Origin of the sequence: Streptomyces sp. NPDC097640 (assembly GCF_040302705.1) — a bacterium.
In the GTDB taxonomy this organism is placed as follows: Bacteria; Actinomycetota; Actinomycetes; order Streptomycetales; family Streptomycetaceae; genus Streptomyces.
In genome coordinates, this window is the sequence record NZ_JBEOSB010000008.1 from 251,906 (window position 1) to 271,960 (window position 20,055).

The 20,055-nt window shown below is 71.2% G+C and carries 19 protein-coding genes and 1 pseudogene; 9 read left to right on the plus strand and 11 right to left on the minus strand.

Annotated features, from left to right (window positions below; genetic code table 11):
- Positions 1-163 precede the first annotated feature (163 nt).
- Complete coding sequence (locus ABTY62_RS15035; RefSeq protein WP_352129816.1) at positions 164-580, plus strand: anti-sigma factor antagonist; 417 nt, start codon at positions 164-166, stop codon at positions 578-580.
- A gap of 23 nt (positions 581-603) precedes the next feature.
- Here the strand turns inward: ABTY62_RS15035 and ABTY62_RS15040 are convergent, their stop codons facing one another.
- Both ABTY62_RS15040 and snpA read right to left on the minus strand, forming a co-directional pair.
- Positions 604-822: a hypothetical protein gene (locus ABTY62_RS15040; RefSeq protein WP_352129817.1), complete on the minus strand. Its 219-nt coding sequence runs from the start codon at positions 820-822 to the stop codon at positions 604-606.
- A 155-nt stretch (positions 823-977) separates the two neighbouring features.
- The gene (gene snpA / locus ABTY62_RS15045; protein ID WP_352129818.1) at positions 978-1,640 is read right to left on the minus strand and encodes a snapalysin; all 663 of its coding nucleotides are present in this window, start codon (positions 1,638-1,640) and stop codon (positions 978-980) included.
- 289 nt (positions 1,641-1,929) lie between these two features.
- On the opposite strand from snpA, the gene ABTY62_RS15050 reads away from it, so the two are divergent.
- Positions 1,930-2,928 (plus strand): LysR family transcriptional regulator, encoded by a 999-nt coding sequence (locus ABTY62_RS15050; protein WP_352129819.1) that lies wholly within the window; start codon positions 1,930-1,932, stop codon positions 2,926-2,928.
- Positions 2,929-2,974: 46 nt separating this feature from the next.
- On the opposite strand, the gene ABTY62_RS15055 is transcribed toward ABTY62_RS15050, so the two are convergent.
- Positions 2,975-5,509, minus strand: a complete 2,535-nt coding sequence (locus ABTY62_RS15055) for a SpoIIE family protein phosphatase (protein ID WP_352129820.1) — start codon at positions 5,507-5,509, stop codon at positions 2,975-2,977.
- 444 nt (positions 5,510-5,953) lie between these two features.
- Between ABTY62_RS15055 and ABTY62_RS15060 the strand changes: the two genes are divergently transcribed.
- Positions 5,954-6,892 carry a nitroreductase/quinone reductase family protein gene (locus tag ABTY62_RS15060; protein ID WP_352129821.1) on the plus strand — a complete coding sequence of 313 codons (939 nt, stop codon included), beginning with the start codon at positions 5,954-5,956 and terminating at the stop codon, positions 6,890-6,892.
- Positions 6,893-6,954: 62 nt separating this feature from the next.
- On the opposite strand, the gene ABTY62_RS15065 is transcribed toward ABTY62_RS15060, so the two are convergent.
- Positions 6,955-7,617, minus strand: coding sequence for a dihydrofolate reductase family protein (locus ABTY62_RS15065; RefSeq protein WP_352129822.1), 663 nt, complete (start codon positions 7,615-7,617; stop codon positions 6,955-6,957).
- A 106-nt stretch (positions 7,618-7,723) separates the two neighbouring features.
- Between ABTY62_RS15065 and ABTY62_RS15070 the strand changes: the two genes are divergently transcribed.
- Complete coding sequence (locus ABTY62_RS15070; protein ID WP_352129823.1) at positions 7,724-8,551, plus strand: COG4705 family protein; 828 nt, start codon at positions 7,724-7,726, stop codon at positions 8,549-8,551.
- Positions 8,552-8,717: 166 nt separating this feature from the next.
- Complete coding sequence (locus tag ABTY62_RS15075) at positions 8,718-9,638, plus strand: COG4705 family protein (protein ID WP_352129824.1); 921 nt, start codon at positions 8,718-8,720, stop codon at positions 9,636-9,638.
- Here the strand turns inward: ABTY62_RS15075 and ABTY62_RS15080 are convergent.
- From ABTY62_RS15080 to sodN, 3 genes are all read right to left on the minus strand, one after another.
- The gene (locus ABTY62_RS15080) at positions 9,619-11,022 is read right to left on the minus strand and encodes a sensor histidine kinase (protein WP_352129825.1); all 1,404 of its coding nucleotides are present in this window, start codon (positions 11,020-11,022) and stop codon (positions 9,619-9,621) included. The genes ABTY62_RS15075 and ABTY62_RS15080 overlap by 20 nt on opposite strands.
- Complete coding sequence (locus ABTY62_RS15085) at positions 11,019-11,681, minus strand: response regulator transcription factor (RefSeq protein WP_352129826.1); 663 nt, start codon at positions 11,679-11,681, stop codon at positions 11,019-11,021. The genes ABTY62_RS15080 and ABTY62_RS15085 overlap by 4 nt, the downstream gene beginning before the upstream one ends.
- Before the next feature lie 207 nt (positions 11,682-11,888).
- Positions 11,889-12,284: a superoxide dismutase, Ni gene (sodN, locus tag ABTY62_RS15090; protein WP_311729825.1), complete on the minus strand. Its 396-nt coding sequence runs from the start codon at positions 12,282-12,284 to the stop codon at positions 11,889-11,891.
- Positions 12,285-12,530: 246 nt separating this feature from the next.
- On the opposite strand from sodN, the pseudogene ABTY62_RS47505 reads away from it, so the two are divergent.
- Positions 12,531-12,701: pseudogene (locus tag ABTY62_RS47505) on the plus strand (S24 family peptidase); the annotation flags it as partial.
- A 98-nt stretch (positions 12,702-12,799) separates the two neighbouring features.
- On the opposite strand, the gene ABTY62_RS15100 reads toward ABTY62_RS47505, so the two are convergent.
- On the minus strand, positions 12,800-13,492 hold the full coding sequence (locus ABTY62_RS15100) for a CGNR zinc finger domain-containing protein (protein ID WP_352129827.1): 693 nt from the start codon (positions 13,490-13,492) through the stop codon (positions 12,800-12,802).
- 88 nt (positions 13,493-13,580) lie between these two features.
- On the opposite strand from ABTY62_RS15100, the gene ABTY62_RS15105 reads away from it, so the two are divergent.
- Positions 13,581-14,369 carry a class I SAM-dependent methyltransferase gene (locus ABTY62_RS15105; protein WP_352129828.1) on the plus strand — a complete coding sequence of 263 codons (789 nt, stop codon included), beginning with the start codon at positions 13,581-13,583 and terminating at the stop codon, positions 14,367-14,369.
- Positions 14,370-14,464: 95 nt separating this feature from the next.
- Here ABTY62_RS15105 and ABTY62_RS15110 read toward each other — a convergent pair whose 3' ends face one another.
- From ABTY62_RS15110 to ABTY62_RS15120, 3 genes are read right to left on the minus strand one after another with little or no spacing between them, the layout of a single operon-like run.
- Complete coding sequence (locus ABTY62_RS15110; RefSeq protein ID WP_352129942.1) at positions 14,465-15,217, minus strand: amino acid ABC transporter ATP-binding protein; 753 nt, start codon at positions 15,215-15,217, stop codon at positions 14,465-14,467.
- Positions 15,218-15,222: 5 nt separating this feature from the next.
- Positions 15,223-16,173 carry an amino acid ABC transporter permease gene (locus ABTY62_RS15115; protein WP_352129829.1) on the minus strand — a complete coding sequence of 317 codons (951 nt, stop codon included), beginning with the start codon at positions 16,171-16,173 and terminating at the stop codon, positions 15,223-15,225.
- Positions 16,174-16,218: 45 nt separating this feature from the next.
- Positions 16,219-17,181: an ABC transporter substrate-binding protein gene (locus ABTY62_RS15120; protein ID WP_352129830.1), complete on the minus strand. Its 963-nt coding sequence runs from the start codon at positions 17,179-17,181 to the stop codon at positions 16,219-16,221.
- Between the two features lie 531 nt (positions 17,182-17,712).
- Between ABTY62_RS15120 and ABTY62_RS15125 the strand changes: the two genes are divergently transcribed.
- On the plus strand, positions 17,713-18,945 hold the full coding sequence (locus ABTY62_RS15125) for an NAD(P)-dependent malic enzyme (RefSeq protein ID WP_352129831.1): 1,233 nt from the start codon (positions 17,713-17,715) through the stop codon (positions 18,943-18,945).
- Between the two features lie 140 nt (positions 18,946-19,085).
- A complete protein-coding gene (locus tag ABTY62_RS15130; protein ID WP_311729831.1) occupies positions 19,086-20,048 on the plus strand; it encodes a zinc-binding dehydrogenase in 963 nt (320 codons plus the stop codon).
- Positions 20,049-20,055 lie beyond the last annotated feature (7 nt).

Sequence of the window (20,055 nt, forward strand, 5' to 3'; positions counted from 1 at the left end):
CAAAAATCGGGTCCCTACCTCCGTAACCGGCGGTCACCCGTCTACGCTCGCGGGCACATCACCCAGGACCCCGGTGGTATCCGTCCCGGTGCCGACCCTGCCCGCTTCCGGGACCCTCATGAGGGTGAAAGGGGGCAGTGTGCCGTTCCGAGGTGATTTCGCGATGACGCAGCAAGGCCCTCCCCGCCGGGAGGTGCCCGCGCCTGCCATCACCCCCGGGCGCCTCCGCGCGGACCGCGGCGCGGCGCCCCGCGCCTGTACATACAAGGCCGCCGGGTACACCGTCGTGGAGCTCCACGGCGAGATCGACATCGTCGGCCGGGAGCGCATCGGCCTGGAGCTGGACCGGGCCACCTCCCCGCCCGCGCCCTCCGTCGTCATCGACCTGACGCCGACCCGCTTCTTCGACTGCTCGGGGTTAGAGCTGCTGTGCCGTGCCTACCGCCGGGTGCGGGACCGCGGCGGGCGGCTGCGGCTGGTCTGCGACAGCCCGCTGATCCTGCGCACCCTGCGCGTGGGCGGGCTCCTGGACGTGCTGTGCCCGGCACCGACGCTGGCCGACGCCTTGCGAGAGGACTGACCGGGGAGGCGGCGCGGGGCCGCTCAGACCCGCCGGCCCCCGTCATGGGTGACGCGGTGGTGGCTCGCCCGCCGGCGGGCGAGCAGCCGGTGGTGGCGCAGGGGGCGGCGCTGTCCGGGCGGGTTGTCGCCGTAGCGGAGCGCGGAGACCCGACTGCCGTGCTGGGCGTTGAGCCGGTGGATCACCACCACGCCCGTGGCGATCAGCACGACGATCACGGCCACCATGACGACGGTCTCCATGGCGCTCACTCCCACGGGCCGGGCCCCAGCCTGGAGGGAATCCGGCCGTTATGCGCTGAATGCTCTCGTGGCCTTCACGGTACTCCCCGCGGACACCTGACCGCACCCGGCGTGGCGCGAGGTGCCGGGTGCGGTCAGGGGTGCCGGTCGCGGCCCTACCGGGCGCTCGCTCCGTACGTCTTGCCGAGGGCGGCCAGGCCGTTCGCCCACAGCTGGTTCACCCTGCTGATCTCGGCCGCGTTGGGCTGGGAGTTCTTGCAGGACGTGCCCGGCCCGCCGCCCGACATCAGCTCGCTGCACGGACCCGAGTAGTGGTCCGGCAGCCCGAGCACATGGCCGGTCTCGTGCGCGGTGACGCGGGTGGAGTCGTACTGCTGGTTCTGCGCGAAGTCCAGGAAGATGTAGCCGTTGCCGTGGCCGTCCGTGCTCGCGTACGAGCCGCTCGGGTCATTGCCCTCGCGGTACTCGAAGTCGGCGTTGCTGCCTTCCTGAAGCTTCACATTGCTGACCGAGGAGTTCCAGATCTGGGTGGAGCGGGCTATCACGGACCTGAAGCTCGGTGCCCTGCTGGTGCTGTAGGTGACGGTGACGGCCTCCGCGCCGGGCACCACGCCCCGCTTGTCCAGCACCGACTTGATCACGGCCTTGAGGAAGGCGTCGGTGTCGGCGCGGCTCTCGCCGCTCGCGACGTACGCGGACTTGGCGGTGGGGCTGACGGCGCCGCCGTCGGGTGTGGCGGCGGAGGCGGGTACGGCGGACAGAGTCGAGGCCAGGCCGAGGCCCAGCGTCGTCACGAGCGCCGACGTGGAGAACTTCATGTGGGGGGCTCCTCATCGTCCGTCAGGCCCCGTCCGCCGACGGTGAGGTGGCGGCCCGAGGCCATGGGATGAACGCTTGGTGCCCCGAAGTCTTGGTCAGATCCGGCGCCACGCGGAGATATCAACCGGCGATAGCACCATCACATAACCCCCGTGCGCCCCCGTGTTTTTGGCCGCGCTCCGGCCGCGCTCCGGTCGTCTCCCGGACCTCGATCGACCGTCCGGGATGCGGTGTTCGTGTGCATTGAGTGTCTGGTGTGACCTCCTGAACGGCCGTTATGCTCGCGCCGTGGAGCTCGAGGTCAGGCACCTTCGCGCACTGTGCGCCATCGCCGACACCGGCAGCTTACGCAAGGCCGCACGTCAACTGGGCATGAGCCAGCCCTCGTTGACAACCCAGCTCAGGCGCATCGAGAACGCCATCGGCGGCCCGCTGTTCTCGCGCGAGCTCACCGGCAGCCGGCCGACCCCCCTCGGGCGCTCCGTGCTCTGCCGGGCCCGGCCCATCGTGGCCGAAATGAACGCCCTCGTCGCGGAGGCCAAGCAGGAGGCCGGCCGGTGCGGTCCGACCACGGGTGCCCGGCTGCGCGTCGGCAGCACCGGCGGCCAGGCCGTGGCGGGCTGGCTGCGCAGACTCCGCGCCCGCTTCCCCGACGCGGACACCACCATCCACATCGACGTCTGGGCCGACTCGCTGCTGCGGATGGTCGCCGGCAGCCAGCTGGACGTCGCCTTCGTCCACGAGGCCGAAGGCGCCCCGCTGCGCGTCCCCGACGGCGTGCGCAGACGCGTACTCGTCGCCCGCGAGCCCCAGTTCGTCGCCCTCCCCGCGACCCACCCGGCCGCCGCCCGCCCCGTCGTCCCGCTCGCCGACCTCGCCGCGGAGCAGTGGATGCTCGACCCCGCCCACGAGGGCCAGGAAGCCACCCTCCGCCGGGCCTTCGCCACCGCGGGCCGCAGCCCCCGAGTCGTCTACGGCGACTACCCCACCGCCGCCGACCTGGTCGCCTCCGGCGAACTGGTCACCCCCTGCCGCCCCACCGCGACCCCCCGCCCCGGCCTCGCCATCCGCCCCCTCCTCGACGACCCCCTCACCCTGCGCCTCTCCCTGGCCTCCCGCCCCACCGACCCGCCCGACGCGGACGCGCTCTTCCACGACCTCAGGGACTCCTACCTGGAGCTGGCCTGGGCGAGCACGGCGTACCGGCAGTGGCTGCGGCGCAACGACAGCCCGCTGCCGCGCGCCGCGGAGGGCGGCAACCCCACGAAGAACCGGTTGCCCGCGTGAGCCTTGTCCGGCCCCTGCCGAAACCCCGCGCCGCAGAGCCCCCTCGCTACAGCGACGGCAGCGCCTGCTCCGCCCAGATCGTCTTCCCGGTGGCCGAGTGCCGGCTGCCCCAGCGCCGGCAGAGCTGGGCGACCAGCAGCAGCCCGCGGCCGCCCTCGTCGAAGACGCGGGCGCGGCGCAGATGCGGGGCGGTGTTGCTGCCGTCGGAGACCTCGCAGATCAGCGTGTGGTCGTAGATCAGGCGCAGCTGGATGGGCTCGGCGGCGTGCCGCATGGCGTTGGTGACCAGCTCGCTGACGACCAGTTCGGTGGTGAAGACGGCCTCGTCGAGCCCCCAGGCCAGCAGCCGGTCCGTCACGTCCCGGCGGGCCCGGGCGACGAGGGCCGGGTCGTCGGGCACGTCCCAGGTCGCCACGCGCGAGGCGTCCAGACCGCGGGTCCGGGCCAGCAGGAGGGCCACGTCGTCGGAGGCGCCGTGCTCGGGGAGCAGCGTCCGCAGCACGCTGTCGCACCCAGCCTCCAGGGAGGGGGCGGGATGGGCCAGCGCGGCGGTGAGCGCGGCCAGCCCGTCGTCGAGGTCACGGCCCCGGCCGCCGATCAGGCCGTCGGTGTAGAGGGCGAGCACCACGCCCTCGGGGACGTCGAACTCGACCGCCTCGAAGGGCAGCCCGCCGACGCCGAGCGGCGGTCCGGCCGGCGCGTGGACGGCGCTCGCCGTGCCGTCGAGGGCCACCAGAACCGGCGGCGGATGGCCCGCGCGGGCGAGCGAGCAGCGGCCGGCGACCGGGTCGTACACCGCGTACAGGCAGGTGGCGCCGACGTCCCCGGTGGGGGTGCCCGCGCCGCCCTCGGCGGACAGGTGGATGACGAGGTCGTCGAGGTGGGTCAGCAGCTCGTCGGGCGGCAGGTCGACGTCGGCGAGCGTGCGCACCGCCGTACGCAGCCGCCCCATCGTGGCGGAGGCCTGGATGCCGTGGCCGACCACATCGCCCACGACCAGCGCCACCCGCGCCCCGGACAGCGGGATCACATCGAACCAGTCGCCGCCCACCCCGGCGTAGGTCCCCGCGGGCTGGTAGCGGAAGGCGATGTCCAGCGCCGTGGGCCTGGGCAGGGTCTGGGGCAGCAGGCTGCGCTGGAGCGCCAGGGCGGTGTCGCGCTCCCGGGTGAAGCGGCGCGCGTTGTCCAGGCAGACGGCCGCCCTGGCGGTGATCTCCTCCGCGAGCAGCACATCGTCCTCGGTGAACGGCTCGGGCCGGCTGTGGCGGGAGAAGGCGGCCACGCCGAGCGTGACCCCACGGGCCCGGATGGGCACCGACATCATCGAGTGGAAGCCGTAGGTGCGCAGCGTGGCGGCGCGGGCCGCGGACTCGGCCGCCCAGCGCCTGATGGCGGCGTCGGTCTCGCGGTGGATGATGGGCCGGCCCGCCGCCAGGGACGCGGCCTGCGGGGAGTACTCCGGGTAGGTGTCCACCTGCCCCAGCTTCACCACGGCCTCCGGGGCGCCCGGGAGGACGGACTGGTGGGCGGCCCGGCGCAGTACCACCGGGCCGGCCGGCGGTCCGGGCGGCGGCTCGCCGATCCCCTCGGCCCCCTCGACCGACTCGGCCCCTTCGGCCCCCTCGTTGTGGCCTCGCGGCTCCAGCAGATCGACGCTGACGAAGTCGGCCAGGCCGGGGACGCCCACGTCGGCCAGTTCCTGCGCGGTACGGGTGACGTCGAGCGTGGTGCCGATGCGCACGCTGGACTCGCTGAGCAGCAGCAGCCGCTGCCGGGCACGGTACTGCTCGGTGATGTCATGGGCGGCCAGACAGACGCCGTGCACCTCGCCGTCCGGCGTCTTGAGCGGGGCGAGGCGGGCCGACCAGGCGTGGGCGCGGGTCTCGGCGCCGACGCGGCGGTACGTCTCCACATTGCGCCGCTCCCCGGTGCGCAGCACCTCGGCCATGTTCCGTTCGAGGTCCTCGCTCTCCAGCTTCCCGCCGATCTCCGACAGCCGCAGGCCGCGGATCTCCTCCTCGGGCAACCCGATGACCTGGGCCATATGGTCGTTGATCTTGCGCAGCCTGAGCAGCCGGTCGTAGATCGCCACGGGGCAGGGGGCCTGCTGGGACGCCAGCGCCAGCAGGGCGTCGTCCTCCGCCTGCCCGATGACGTCCTCGGCGACGTCCTTGGTGACGTCCTCGGTGTCCCCGGTGCCCTCGCCGGGACCCGGGAGCGCGGAGACCAGCAGCCAGTCGCCCGGCCCGTCCGCGCTCGGCGCGCCGCGGTGGGCCAGCAGCCGGACCGGTACGGTGCGGCCGTCACGGTGGCGCAGGGTCAGCGTGCCGCTCCAGCGGGGAAGGGCCGCCGCGGCCCGGACGTCCTCGGGGGAGAGCTCCTCGGCGAGCAGCGCGGCCGCGTCCCGGCCCACCACCTCCGCGGGAAGGTGGCCGAGCAGCCGTCGGGCGCCCTCGTTCCAGCTGGTCACGACGGCGTCAGCGCTGATCGTGGCCCTCGCCGTGGCCGCCTCGTCGAGCGGGTCGCCCCGCCGGTCGCCGAGCCCGTCGCCAAAGGGAAGGGCGCTCTCCTGGCCCGTCATCGTCGATCCGTCCCACTTTCACCGCGCCCGGCCCGGCCTCCGAGCGGGAGGCCACAAGGGCGCGCAGATCCAGCGTCGTGCACATCCGGCACGACATCAACCGGGATGCCGCCGCCGACCCCCTGGTCAGGGCCGATGCCAGGGCCGATCTTCCGCGTTGACAGGGGGATGAACGCCCGGCTGTAATGGCGCCCGGTGCCACGTGGCGTCGGCCAGAGAGCAGTGGGCAGGCCGACAGCCGGGCGAGCACCATCACGAAGGGACCACGTCATGAGCGCCTACTCCGCGCTGCGCGTCTGACCTGAGCACCGCCTCCGCGCGTCGTCCCTCGTCCCGTCACTTCCGCTCAGCCGACTGAGCACACAGACGTCCATTTCCGGGCCTCCGGACCAGGGGCGCGCGCCTCACCGTCGTCACACACCTTTTCCGGAGATTCGACACCGTATGCCCACATCCTTCAATCAACAGATCATCGAGGAGTTCCGAGCCAACGAGGGAAAGGTCGGCGGCCCCTTCGAGGGCGGCGATCTCCTTCTGCTCACCACCACGGGGGCGAAGTCGGGGGAGCCCCGCACCGTGCCGCTCGGCTACGTCCGCGACGGCGACCTGCTGCTCGTCATCGCGTCCAACCTCGGCGCGCACCGCCATCCCGCCTGGTACCGCAACATCCTCGCCCACCCCGTGGTGGGGGTGGAGATCGGCGCCGAGGCGTTCGAGGCGATCGCGGTCCCCGCCGAGGGGGCGCGGCGGGACGAGCTGTTCGAGCGGGTGGTGCGGGTGGCGCCCGGATACGGCGACTACCAGAGCCGTACCGAGCGTGCCCTGCCGGTCGTGGCGCTGGAGCGCCCCGACCACGGAGCGGCGGGGGAGGTGCCCCGTGAGATCAGGACCCTCGCCGACAAGGTCCTGGAGATCCACACCTGGCTGCGCGGCCAGCTGGGCCACATACGCCATGAGGCCGACGCCCACCTCGCCGCCCGCGCCGCCCACCAAGGGCCCGGCGAACCCCCGGCACCGGGGCTCGGCCTTCAGATCCGGCAGCACTGCCTCGCCTTCTGCGAGGCGCTGACGCACCACCACACCGGCGAGGACACCGCCGTCTTCCCCGCCCTGGCGACCCACCACCCGGATCTGCGCGAACCCCTCGACCGCCTGCGCGACCAGCACCGTACGGTCGCCGTCCTCAAGGAGCGGCTTCTCGCGCTCCTGGCCGACATCACCACCGCCGACCCGGCCCGCTTCCGGGCCGAGCTGGACCGGATGACCGAGGAGCTGACCCGCCACCTCGACGACGAGGAGGCGGAGCTGCTCCCCGTCCTGGAGCGGATCCCCTTCCCGCCGGCCGCACCGGGCCCCCGGGCGGCGGAGGGCGCCACCGCCTGACGGCGGCCGGTGGGCGGTGCCCCCTCGTTCCGGCCCCCGGGCCGGGACGCGGGGGCGCCTCGTCATGCGCGCGGAGCGCGTTCCTTTCGCCAGAAGAGGTGGTGCGTCATCCCGCTGGGGCTGGGCACGACATCGAGGTGGAACCGGTCGAGCAGCTCATCGGGCGACTCCCAGAGCCGTACCCCGGATCCGAGCTTCACCGGCGAGACCGCCACATGCAGGGTGTCGACGAGGTCGGCCTCGAGGAACTCCCGGATGGTGGTGGCCCCGCCGCCGAGCCGGACGTCCTTGCCCCGCGCCGCCTCGCGCGCCTGCCGGAGGACCGTGGCCGGATCGCCGTCGACGAAGTGGAACGTGGTGTCGGAGAGCGTGAACGAAGGACGCGGGTGGTGGGTCATGACGAACACCGGGGTGTGGAACGGGGGCTCGTCACCCCACCAGCCGCGCCACTCCTCGTCCTGCCAGGGCCCGCGCTGGGGCCCGAACTTGTTACGGCCCATGATCTCGGCGCCGATGTTGCGCGCGAAGTCCCGAGTGAAGTAGTCGTCGAGGCCGCGGCTGCCTCCGGGGTCGGTGCGCATGGGCCAGCTCGCCGTGGCTCCGGCCCAGGCGAACAGCCTCCCGGGATCGACGTGACCGAACGGATTTTCGAGGGTCTGGTTCTCGCCGGCGGCGATTCCGTCGCTCGAGACAGTGAAGTTCTGGACTCTCAGCAGCTGATCCATGCGTCTCCTCCTGCGTTATGGACAACAGTGAGACCGTCCGCGCCGGGAAAACTCATCGTGCGGCAGTCAGGATGCGTTCAGGTGTCCGATGGCACGGTCGCTGCCCATGACCCATGAAACGTCCGAGACATCAGCGATGTCCAAGGCAGGCCGACCCGCCGCTCCGACGCGGCATCGGCTGAGCTGGAACAAGGTGCCCGAGGTCACCGTCTACTTCTGGATCATCAAGGTGCTGTGCACGACGGTCGGCGAGACCGCGGCCGACCTGCTGAACGAGAAGGCCGGGCTCGGCCTGACCGGCGTGTCGGTGCTGATGAGCGCGCTGCTGGCCGTGGTGCTTGTGGTGCAGTTCCGCACGAGCGCGTACCGGGCGGGCGTCTACTGGCTCGCCGTGGCCCTGATCAGCGTCGTCGGCACCCTGATCAGCGACAACCTCACCGACAACATGGGCGTGCCGCTGGAGGCGAGTACGGCGGTGTTCGCGATCATCCTCGCGGTCGTGTTCGCCGTCTGGTACCGGCGCGAGCGGACGCTGTCCATCCACAGCGTCGACACCACCAGCCGCGAGTCCTTCTACTGGCTCGCGGTGCTCTTCACCTTCGCCCTGGGCACCGCGGCCGGTGACCTGGTCTCCGAGCGCATGAGCCTCGGCTACTGGCTGGCCGCCGTGCTGTTCGCCCTGGGCATCGCCGCGGTCGGCGTCGCGCACTTCGCACTCGGCCTCGACGCGGTGTGGAGCTTCTGGATCGCGTACATCCTCACCCGGCCGCTCGGCGCCTCGATCGGCGACTACCTCTCCCAGCCCACCGGAGACGGCGGCCTGGGCCTGGGCACCGTCGTCACCAGCGCGCTGTTCCTGGCCGTCATCCTCGGCCTGGTCGTCTACCTGGGGGTGACGCGCAAGGACGTCACCGACCCGGAGCGGGCCGCCTGACACCCGGCCTGACCTGCCGGGCGGTCCGCGTTCAGGATGCTTTCAGGCTCTCTGTGCCACGGTCGGAGATCCCGGCCGCCACCGGCGGTCGGCTCATCTCAACAGGGCGCTCGTCCCGGTCCCGGGAGCGAGCGCTCTGTTGTTCGACCGGACAGGAGAAGCCGAGTTGGCGAAATCGGAGATCCTCACCGAACTCGACGTGGCGAGTACGTCGAACACGTCGAGCATGTCGAGCACGACCAAGTCGGTGATGAAGAAGCTGCCCGAGGTCACGCTGGCCTTCTGGATCATGAAGATCGCCGCGACGACCCTCGGCGAGACGGCGGGCGACCTCTTCTCACAGACCCTGAAGCTGGGCTACTTCCTCACCACGATCGCGCTGTTCCTGATCTTCGTGGTGACGCTGGTGGTCCAGCTGCGATCCCACCGCTACAACCCGTTCTTCTACTGGACCGTGATCCTGTCGACCAGCATGGCCGGCACCACGATGTCCGACTTCATGAATCGCGACGCCAGCGCCAAATACCTCTCGAACGGCGCCGCTTCGCTCGGCTGGGGCCCGCAGGGGCTGGGCCTCGGCTACCCGGTCGGAGCGGCGATCCTGATCTCGATCCTGCTGGCGATCTTCCTCGCCTGGAAGGTGAGCGGGATGACGTTCCGGATCCGCGACATCGTCACCTTCAAGGGCGAGGCGCTGTTCTGGGCGGCGATCCTCGTGTCGAACACCCTCGGCACGTCCATGGGCGACTTCCTGTCCGACAGCTCGGGCCTCGGCTACGCCGGCGGCGCACTGCTCGTGACCGGGGTGCTCGCCGTGCTCGTGGCGCTGATGAAGGTGTCCGCGGTGCCGAACGTGCTGCTGTTCTGGTTCGCCTTCGTCCTCACCCGCCCGCTGGGCGCCACCGCGGGCGACTTCCTCACCAAGCCGGTCGCCAAGGGCGGCCTGGATCTCGGCACCGCGGGCTCGTCCGCCGTCCTGCTCGCCGTACTGTTCGGCCTGATGGCCTTCGCCCAGGTGCGGGAGCACCGGACCGCCGCCCCACCGGCGAAGCGGGAGCGGGAGCCGGTCATCCGGCGGGCAGGCTGACCGTGAACCTGGCGCCGGGCGCGGGTCCGGGTTCGTAGGACACGTCACCGCCGACGGCGCGGGCCAGGCGTCGCGCGAGCGGCAGCCCCAGCCCGGCGCCGTCGTGCCCGTCGCCGGTGTCGGCGCGCCTGCCGGGCTGGAACAGCTCGCCCACGAATGCCTCCGGCACACCGGGGCCGTCGTCGACGACGTCGATCCGCACGGCGCCGGGGACGGGCCGCGCGGACACGGTCACGCGGGAACGGGCGTAGCGGACGGCGTTGGCGAGCAGGGGGCTGAGGATGCGTTCGAGGAGAGCGGGCGCGACCCCCGCCGCCAGCACCGGGGCTCCCGGCTCCATCGAGGTCCGCACCTGATCCGGTGTGTCGAGGCGCTGGAGCAGGCGGTCCAGGACGGGCACGACGTCGGTCGTCCCCGGGGCCGTCGCCGGGTTCAGCGCGTTCTCGCGGGCGTCGTCCAGGAGGGTGTCGCAGATGGTGCGTATGGACTGGGCGGCCTCGGCGATCACCTCCTGGGTGGCGCGGGCCTCGGCGTCCGTGCGGGGGCGGGCCCGCAACCAGTCGAGCTCGATGATGATCCGGGTGAGCGGGGTGCGCAGCTCGTGGGACAGCTCCGCCGTCAGTTGCTGTTCGTGGCGCAGCACGGTGCGGATGCGGTCCAGGAGCTGGTCCAGTGAGGCTCCGAGGCGGGCGAGCTCGGCCGGGCGGTCCTCCGCGCTGAAGCGCGCGTCGGAGCCCACGGCGCTCCACTGGGTGGCCTGGTCGGTCATCGTCCGCACCGGGCGCAGCGCCCGGCCGACGGACAGGCGGGTGAGCACATAGGTGCAGCCGAGCATCACCGCGTCCAGGATGAGCGACCCCAGCAGCAGGGTGTCGGCCGAGTTGCGGTACGGAGTCAGGTCCAGCGCGGTGACGACGGTGGCGCCGGCATGGCGGCCGGGGATGGGCTGGGAGCACAGCCGGACCGGCGGGTGACCGCGGGCGTCGACGGTCGCGCAGGCATGCTTCGGCTGCGCCGCCAGCCGGTCGGCGGCCTGGGTGAGCGGGCTGTCGGCCGTGACGGACGGCGGCTTCTCCAGCGGACGGGTTCCGTCGTACGTCCAGACGTTCGCGTCGAGGAGGCGGTCGTTGACGGTTTCCAGGACCCGAACCCGGGGGCCGCTGGTGTCGATGGTCGTGGCCACGGCCGCCGCCCGGTTGCGCAGTTCGTCGTCCGCCTGGTGCCGCAGATGCCGGTCCATCGCGACGTTGAACGCGACGGTCAGGATCGTCATCAGCAGTGTGGCGGTGGTCAGCGCCACGAGAGACAGCCGGCCGCGCAGGGTGCGTGGGACAAGGCGACGGAAGACCCGGGAGACACGGAAGGCACGGAAGGCACGGCTCATGACAGGCGGTGTCCCGTGCCCCGCGCCGTGCCGATCGCCAGGCCGCTGCCCGCCTCCCGCAGCTTGCGGCGCAGCCGGCTCAGATATTGGTCCAGGGTGTTGTCGCTGACCTGCGCGCCCTCGGGCCAGCCGGCCCGCACCAGCTCGCGGCGGCGCACCAGCGTCCCGTCCGCGGCGACGAGCGTGGCCAGCAGCCGGAACTCGGTGGGGGACAGCGCGACGCGGGCACCGCGCACGGTCAGGCTGAGGTCCACCGCGTCCAGGACCAGGTCCCCGACGGAGGCCACCGCCGTCGCGGTGGCCCGTTTGAGTACGGCTCTGAGCCGGGCGGCGAGCTCGGCGAGGTGGAAGGGCTTGGGCAGGTAGTCGTCGCCTCCGGCGGAGAATCCGGACAGGCGGTCGGTGAGCTGGTGCCGGGCGGTGAGGAAGATCACGGGGGCGAGGAAGCCATTGGCGCGCATCGCCTGGCATACGTCCCGTCCGTCCGCATCCGGCAGGCCGACGTCCAGGACGGCCGCCGAGATGTCGGCGGTGGCCAGCCGCAGGGCGGTGGCGCCGTCGGCGGCCAGGACCGGGTCGAAGTCCTCGTCGCACAGGCCACGGCGCAGCACGTCCCGCAGGGCGTGATCGTCCTCAACAACCAGGATCTTGGGGTGCATGATCCTCCGTCGGAACACCGTTCGTCTACGGAACTGTAGACGAACGGTGGCCAAGGAGCGTTCCCGGACGAAGGGCGCCGCGCGAGAAACATCGGCACTCAGCCGTACTCATCCGCACAAAAGACCGCACCCGGACCGCCAGGGCCGCCGTGGTCGGCGGCCCGCGGACCGGGTGCGGACGAAGAAGGTGCCGCGATCAGAGCAAGATCAGGCCTTCTTGGTCTCCCAGAAGATCTTGTCGATCTGGGCGATGTAGTCCAGAGCCTTCTGACCCGTGGCCGGGTCCGTGGAGGCCTTGGCGGCGCTGAGCGCCTTGAGGGTGTCGTTGACCAGCTGGTGCAGTTCCGGGTACTTCTCGAAGTGCGGCGGCTTGAAGTAGTCGCTCCACAGCACCGAGACGTGGTGCTTGGCGAGCTCCGCGCGCTGCTCCTTGATGACGGTGGCGCGGGCCCGGAAGTGCGGGTCCTCGTTGGCCTGGTACTTCTCCTGGACGGCCTTGACGGACTCGGCTTCGATACGGGCCTGGGCCGGGTCGTACACACCGCAGGGCAGGTCGCAGTGGGCGCTGACCTTGACCTTCGGGGCGAACAGGCGGGAGAGCATAGAGCTGTCCTTCCTTAAGTGATCGTCTTCTCAGGTGCGAGATTACTCCGTGGGGGAAGGCTTTTCCCGGGTGCCCCGGGGGGCTTAGGTCAAAAGTCCAGTGGCAGCCTGGGACGCCTGGGATGCTGAATGTACGTGACCGGAGGTGTCTTGATGCCAGAGCAGCTGCACGATCGCGGGCAGGAGCAGGACCGCGAGCGCCGTGGGCTGCTGCGGATCGGGCTCGCCGAGGTCTACAACCCGTCGATGGTGCCGACGCTGAACCCCGGAGATCAGCTGGTCGTCCGGTACGGCGTGGCCGTCCGGGCGGGCGATGTGGTGCTGCTGCGGCATCCGTTCCGCCAGGACCTGCTGATCGTCAAGCGCATCGTGGAGCGGCGTGACGGCGGCTGGTGGGTGATGGGGGACAACCCGTACGTGGAGAACGACAGCCGGGAGTTCGGCGTGGTGCCGGACGAGCTGGTGGTGGCCAGGGTCTGGGTGCGGCTGCGGCCGCTGCCGGGGGCCGGGTCGGGTCAGCGGTCGGTGGCCGGGATGCTGTCGTGGGTGCTGTCCGCGGTGCGGCGGGTGGGGTCGGCGCGGTCGGCGCGGTCGGCACGGTCTGGGGGGGTGCTGCCGGGCCGGCGCGGGGCGGTCTCGGAGCGCTCGGTGTCCAGGCGCTTGCGGGCGCGGTAGGCGGCGACGTTGGCGCGGGTGGCGCAGCGGTCGGAGCAGTAGCGCCGGGACCGATTTGTCGATGTGTCGAGATAGGCGTTGCGGCAGGGCGGTGCCTCGCAGATGCCGAGGCGGTCGACGCCCAGTTCGGTGAGGTGGAAGGCGAGCCCCATGGAGGCGGTCGCGGCGTAACCCGCGCTCGCGTTGGCGGCGTAGTCGGCGATGTGCATATGCCATTTGGGGCGGTCGTCCTCGTCCCGGTACTCGTGCCCGGAGATCTGCGGGCTGACCGGGAACTCGATGAGCAGCGCGTTCAGCAGGTCCACGGCCAGCACCTCGTCCCCGCCCGCCGCCGCCTCGAAGACGGCGCGCAGCCGGGCGCGCACCGACCTCAGCCGGGTGACATCGGAGTCGGTGGCGCGCCGCGCCGCCTGCTGGCTCTCCCCGAAGAGTGCGCGCACCGCATCGACCGAGGTGAGGGCGTCGGTGCCGCGCGCGGGCTCCTCGCTGTTGACCAGGCGCACGGCGAGATCCGAGTAATAGGCCAGTTCCACTTGTGGTCCTTACGAGGGTCGGGCTATCGTCGGTAATGGCTGATATGGCTACGAGGGTATTACGACGGAGCAGGCGGGGAGAGAATTGATGACCGACACCGTCGCCGCGCCGAACTGGCGGGCATGGCAGCAGAGCTGGGACCGGCAGCAGGAGTGGTACCTCCCCGACCGCGAGGAGCGGTTCGGGGTGATGCTGGACATGGTCGAGGCGCTGGTCGGCCCGGAGCCGAGAATTCTGGACCTGGCCTGCGGCACCGGCAGCATCACCGACCGGGCGCTGCGCAGATTCCCCCGCGCCACCAGCACGGGCGTGGACCTCGACCCGGCGCTGCTGACCATCGCGCGCGGCCACTTCGCGGCGGACGACCGGGCCGGGTTCGTGACGGCGGACCTGCGCGACCCGGGGTGGACGGACCGGCTGCCGCACCGCTCGTACGACGTCGTGCTCACCGCCACCGCGCTCCACTGGCTGCCGGACGACGCGCTGCGCGTGCTGTACGGGCAGCTGGCAGGGGTGGTGCGGGACGGCGGGGCGTTCCTGAACGCCGACCACATGCCGGGGCGGGACACGCCCAGGATCGACGCCGCCGTGCGCGCGTTCGAGCACGCCCGGCGGGAGCGGGCCAGGGCCGAGGGCGCGCAGGACTGGGCGGCGTGGTGGCAGGCGGCGGCCCGGGACGAGGCGCTCGCCGCGCCCGTCGCCGAGCGGTTCAAGATCTTCGGCAACCCGGCCGACGGCGCGGACCACGCGGACGGCGTGGCCGAGGCGTTCCAGCCCGTCGGCTGGCACGCGGCCACGCTGCGCGAGGCGGGGTTCGGGGAGGCGCGGGCCGTGTGGTGCTCCCCGTCGGACGCGATGGTGCTCGCCCTGAAGTAGCCGGCGTAGCCGGAGGAGCTGAAACAGGCGCGGGTGGTACGGGCCGGATCCGGCCCGTACCACCCGTTGCGTACCTCTGTGTTCCTCGAGCAGCGCTACAGGACCTTCGACAGGAACGACTTGGTCCGCTCGTGCTGCGGGTTGGTGAGCACCTCGCGCGGGTGCCCGGACTCCACGACCACCCCGTCGTCCATGAAGACGATCGAGTCCCCGACCTCACGGGCGAAGCCCATCTCGTGGGTCACCACGACCATGGTCATGCCGTCCTCGGCCAGCCCGCGCATCACGTCCAGCACATCGCCGACCAGCTCGGGGTCGAGCGCCGAGGTGGGCTCGTCGAAGAGCATCAGCTTCGGCTCCATGGCCAGCGCCCGCGCGATGGCGACGCGCTGTTGCTGGCCGCCGGAGAGCTGCGAGGGGTAGTTGCCGGCCTTGTCGGACAGGCCCACCCGGTCCAGCAGCCGCAGCGCGCGCTCCCGCGCGACCGCCTTGGCCTCGCCCTTGACCTGGACCGGCGCCTCCATGACGTTCTCCACCGCGGTCATGTGCGGGAAGAGGTTGAAGCGCTGGAAGACCATGCCGATGTCCCGGCGCTTCGCGGCGACCTCGCGGTCCTTGAGCTCGTAGAGCTTGTCGCCCTTCTGCCGGTAGCCGACCAGCTCGCCGTCCACGTACAGCCGCCCGGAGTTGATCTTCTCCAGGTGGTTGATACAGCGCAGGAAGGTGGACTTCCCGGAGCCGGACGGGCCGATCAGACAGAACACCTCGCGGGGCGCGACCTCCAGGTCGATGCCCTTGAGGACCTGTACCGCGCCGAAGGACTTGTGGACGCCTTCGGCCTTCACCATGGCGTTCATGACGTGCCCACACCTCCGGAGGGTCGGTTGGAGAAGGAGAAGAGATTGACCCGGACCCGCTGGAACGGGGTCATCGGCAGGCTGCGGCTCGAGCCGCGGGCGTAGTACCGCTCCAGGTAGAACTGGCCCACGCTCAGGACGGAGGTCAGGATGAGATACCAGAGGGCCGCGAGGAAGAGCATCTCCGCGGGCGCGCCGGAGGTCTGGCCGACCTCGCTGGTGGCCTGGAGCAGATCCCAGTACTGCACGGCGACGACCAGCGAGGTGGTCTTGAGCATGTTGATGAACTCGTTGCCGGTCGGCGGCACGATCACCCGCATCGCCTGCGGCAGCACCACCCGGCGCAGCGTCTTGGTGTGGCTCATGCCCAGCGCGTGCGCCGCCTCGGTCTGGCCCTCGTCGACGGCCTGGATGCCCGCGCGGCAGATCTCCGCCATGTACGCGGCCTCGTTCAGGCCGAGCCCCAGCAGGGCGGCCAGGAACGGGGTCATGAAGTCCGACCACTCGTCCTGGTAGATCGGGCCGAGGTTGATGTAGTCGAAGATCAGCCCGAGGTTGAACCACAGCAGCAGCTGCACATAGACCGGCGTGCCGCGGAAGAACCAGATGTAGCCCCAGGCGATGGAGGCGGTCACCGGGTTCTTGGACAGCCGCATCACCGCGAGGATGACGCCGAGGATCACGCCGAGCGCCATGGAGGCGATCGTGATCCAGATGGTCTTGCCGACGCCCTTGAGGATCTCGTCGTTGAAGAAGTAATCCGGGATGGCTCCCCAGTTCACCTTCCCTTGGGAGAAGGCGTACACGAGCGACGCCAGAAGGGCGATGACGACGATCGCGGTGACCCAGCGCCCGTAGTGCCGGACCGGGATGGCCCGGATGGTTTCCGGCGCGGGTGGGGGAGGTGGGGCGTCCTGAGGACCCACCTTGTCGATCTCAACAGTCACGGAAAGAGCCTTTCGGTGGGAGCGCGTGAGCGAGGGGAGGCCGGGTCACTTGCCGCCGTTGACGACGGCCTTGAGGACCGCGCCGTCCTGGACGCCCCACTTGGCGATGATCTTGTCGTATTCGCCGTTCGCGATGATGAAGGCCAGCGCCTGCCGCAGCGCATCGCGCAGCTCGGTGTTCCCCTTGGCCACGGCTATGCCGTACGGGGCCGCCTCGACCTGCTCGCCCACCAGCTGGAAGTCATTGCCGCCGCCCGAGGTCTTCACGGCGTAGGCGGCGACCGGGAAGTCGCTGGCGCCGGCGTCACCGCCGCCGCCGAGCAGCCGGGTCTGGGCCTCGGTGTCGTTCGCGTAGGCCTCGATCGAGATCTTGCTCTTCTGGTTCTTCTCGCAGGTCTTGCTCTGGGCCTTGGCCAGGTCGTGGGAGGTGGTGCCGCGCTGGACGACGACGTCCTTGCCGCACAGGTCGTCCCAGGTCTTGATGCCCTGGTCCTCGCCCTTCCTGGTGTAGATCGACACACCGGCCGTGAAGTAGTCCACGAAGTCGACGCCCTCGCCGACCGGCTTGCCGGTCGCGGGGTCCACGCCGTCCTGGCGGCTCTTGTTGTCGGTCATGGCCGACATGGCGATGTCGTACCGCTTGGAGCGCAGGCCGGTCAGCAGACCGTCGAACGTGCCGTTGTTGAACTTGAAGTCCACGCCGAGGACCTTGCCCATCGCGGCGGCGAGGTCCGGGTCAATGCCGACGACCTGGCCGTTCTTCCTGAACTCCACCGGCGGGTAGTTGATGTCCGAGCCGACCTTGATCACGCCCGCGCTCTGGATCTTCTTCGGCAACATGCTGAAGAGCGGGGCCGTGCTGGCGCCTCTGGTGGTGGTCGTCTTGTCCCTCTGGTCGCCACAGCCCGTCAGGAGCAGGGCACCGGTGACCGCGATCGCGCCGGCCGCGGCCGCCTTGGACTTCATGCCGGTCCGTCGGCTGCGTCGGCGCGTAATGCTGGCGGTCATGCTCGTTCCTCCTGCGGGGTGAGAGGCTCTCCGAATGGGCCAGAACACGTTTGTGGGTGTCGCGACCCTGTGTGATTGGGGCATCTTGCCACCGGACTGGCTCGATCAGACGCGCAGCCATGTCAAAATCGGGTAACGGGCGACCCCCGTGGTGCACAGGGGCGGAAACGCCTGGCCGGAAGAGTGCGGCCAATGAGCGGAACGAGACGTTCATCACGTTTGATCACATAGGGAAACGTCTCGAGTGGTGGACGTTCAAGGGTGATTCAATCGCTTTCGCAGGTAACGCGAGGTATTCGAACACCACACATCCGACTGCGGCGGGAAACCGTTCGTCCCCGGAGGAGTCCTTCCGGTAGAACGGACGGTTACCCCCCTCACCCGGGGCTCGGGGCGCGTGTGCGGCGCGCCCGGCGTTCGAATCTGGACCCGGCGGCGGATATCCGCCCAGTGGGACCCGGACGCGGTGCCCGCCCGCTCCCCAACCAGGGGCGGATACCCTCAATAGAAATACGACAAAGGGGTCAAATAGTGGCAGCGGAGATCGCGAATCCTCGCAGCGACAGCACGAACGGAAGCGCCGGAGACGTGGAGGGAGTCACGGACGGCGAGCCCTTCGATCCGGCCTTCGCGCTGCACCGGGGCGGCAAGATGGCCATCGAGGCGACGGTGCCGGTGCGGAACAAGGACGATCTGTCCCTCGCCTACACGCCGGGCGTCGCGAAGGTCTGCAGCGCCATCGCGGAGAAGCCCGAGCTGGTCGATGAGTACACCTGGAAGTCCCACGTCGTCGCGGTCGTCACGGACGGCAGCGCGGTGCTCGGGCTCGGCGACATCGGCCCGGAGGCCTCCCTGCCCGTGATGGAGGGCAAGGCCATCCTCTTCAAGCAGTTCGGCGGCGTCGACGCGGTGCCGATCGCCCTCGACTGCCGCGGGGTGGACGAGATCGTCGAGACCGTCGTCCGGCTCGCCCCCTCCTTCGGCGGCGTGAACCTGGAGGACATCTCCGCCCCGCGCTGCTTCGAGATCGAGCGCAAGCTCCAGGAGCGCGTCGACATCCCGATCTTCCACGACGACCAGCACGGCACGGCGGTCGTCACCCTCGCCGCGCTGCGCAACGCGGCCAAGCTCACCGACCGCTCGCTCGGCCAGCTGCGCGCCGTCATCTCCGGCGCCGGCGCCGCGGGCGTCGCCATCGCCAAGATCCTCGTCGAGGCCGGGATCGGTGATGTCGCGGTCTGCGACCGCAAGGGCATCGTGTCCGCCGACCGCGAGGACCTCACCGACGTCAAGCGGGAGCTGGCCGGCTTCACCAACAAGGCCGGTCTGACCGGGCCCATGGAGGCCGCGCTGGACGGCGCCGATGTCTTCATCGGCGTCAGCGGCGGCACCGTCCCCGAGCAGGCGGTCGCCAAGATGGCGCCCGGCTGCTTCATCTTCGCCATGGCCAACCCGACCCCGGAGATCCACCCGGACGTCGCGCACAAGTACGCCGCCGTGGTCGCCACCGGCCGCAGCGACTTCCCGAACCAGATCAACAACGTGCTGGCCTTCCCGGGCATCTTCGCCGGCGCGCTTCAGGTCCGGGCCTCCCGGATCACCGAGGGCATGAAGCTCGCCGCCGCCGAGGCGCTGGCCGCCGTGGTGGCCGACGAGCTGAGCGCCGACACGGTCATCCCCTCGCCGTTCGACGACCGGGTCGCCCCGGCCGTGACCGCGGCCGTCGCGGCGGCGGCGCGCGCGGAGGGCGTGGCGCGCCGCTGAGTCCCGCAGGGCGCGCGTCGTATACGACGGCCGGGCCGTCGCCTCCCACGCGAGGCGGCGGCCCGGCCGTCGTACGCGCGGCGCGTGTCACACCGCGGCGTGGTTCCGCCGCCCGGCCCGCCGCCCCTATCGTCGGGATCATGTTCGCTGCCTACGCCGCACGTATCGACCGTGACCAGCCGCTGAACGGCCTCGAACTGGGCGAACGCCCCGAGCCCGAGACACGCCCCGGCTGGACGACCATCACCGTCAAGGCCGCCTCGCTCAACCACCACGACCTGTGGTCGCTGCGCGGCGTCGGCCTCGGCGAGGAGTCGCTGCCGATGATCCTCGGCTGTGACGCGGCCGGGATCGACGAGGACGGCAACGACGTCGTCGTCCACTCGGTCATCGGACAGACCGGGCACGGGGTCGGCGCGCGCGAGCCCCGCTCCATCCTCACCGAGCGCTACCAGGGCACCTTCGCGGAGAAGGTCGCCGTCCCCACCTGGAATCTGCTGCCCAAGCCCCCGGAGCTCTCCTTCGAGGAGGCGGCCTGCCTGCCGACGGCCTGGCTGACCGCCTACCGCATGCTGTTCACCAACGCGGGCGTGCGCCCCGGCGACAGCGTCCTCGTCCAGGGCGCGGGCGGCGGCGTGGCCACCGCGGCCATCGTGCTGGGCGCGGCGGCCGGGCTGCGGGTGCTGGCCACCAGCCGGGACGAGGCCAAGCGCAAGCGCGCGGTCGACCTGGGGGCCGAGGGCGCGTACGAGCCGGGGGAGCGGCTGCCGCGGCGCGTGGACGCGGTGATCGAGACGGTGGGCGCGGCGACCTGGTCGCACTCGGTCAAGTCGCTCAAGCCCGGCGGAACGCTGGTCATCTCGGGCGCGACCAGCGGGCCGAGCCCCAAGTCCGCCGAGCTCAACCGGATCTTCTTCCTGGAGCTGAAGGTCGTCGGCTCCACGATGGGCAGCAAGGAGGAGCTGGAGGACCTGCTGAGCTTCTGCGCGGCGCGCGGCGTGCGGCCGGTCATCGACTCGGTGCTGCCGCTGGACCGGGCCCGCGAGGGGTTCGAGAAGATGGCGAGCGGGGACCTCTTCGGCAAGGTCGTGCTGACGGTCTGAGGGCTTT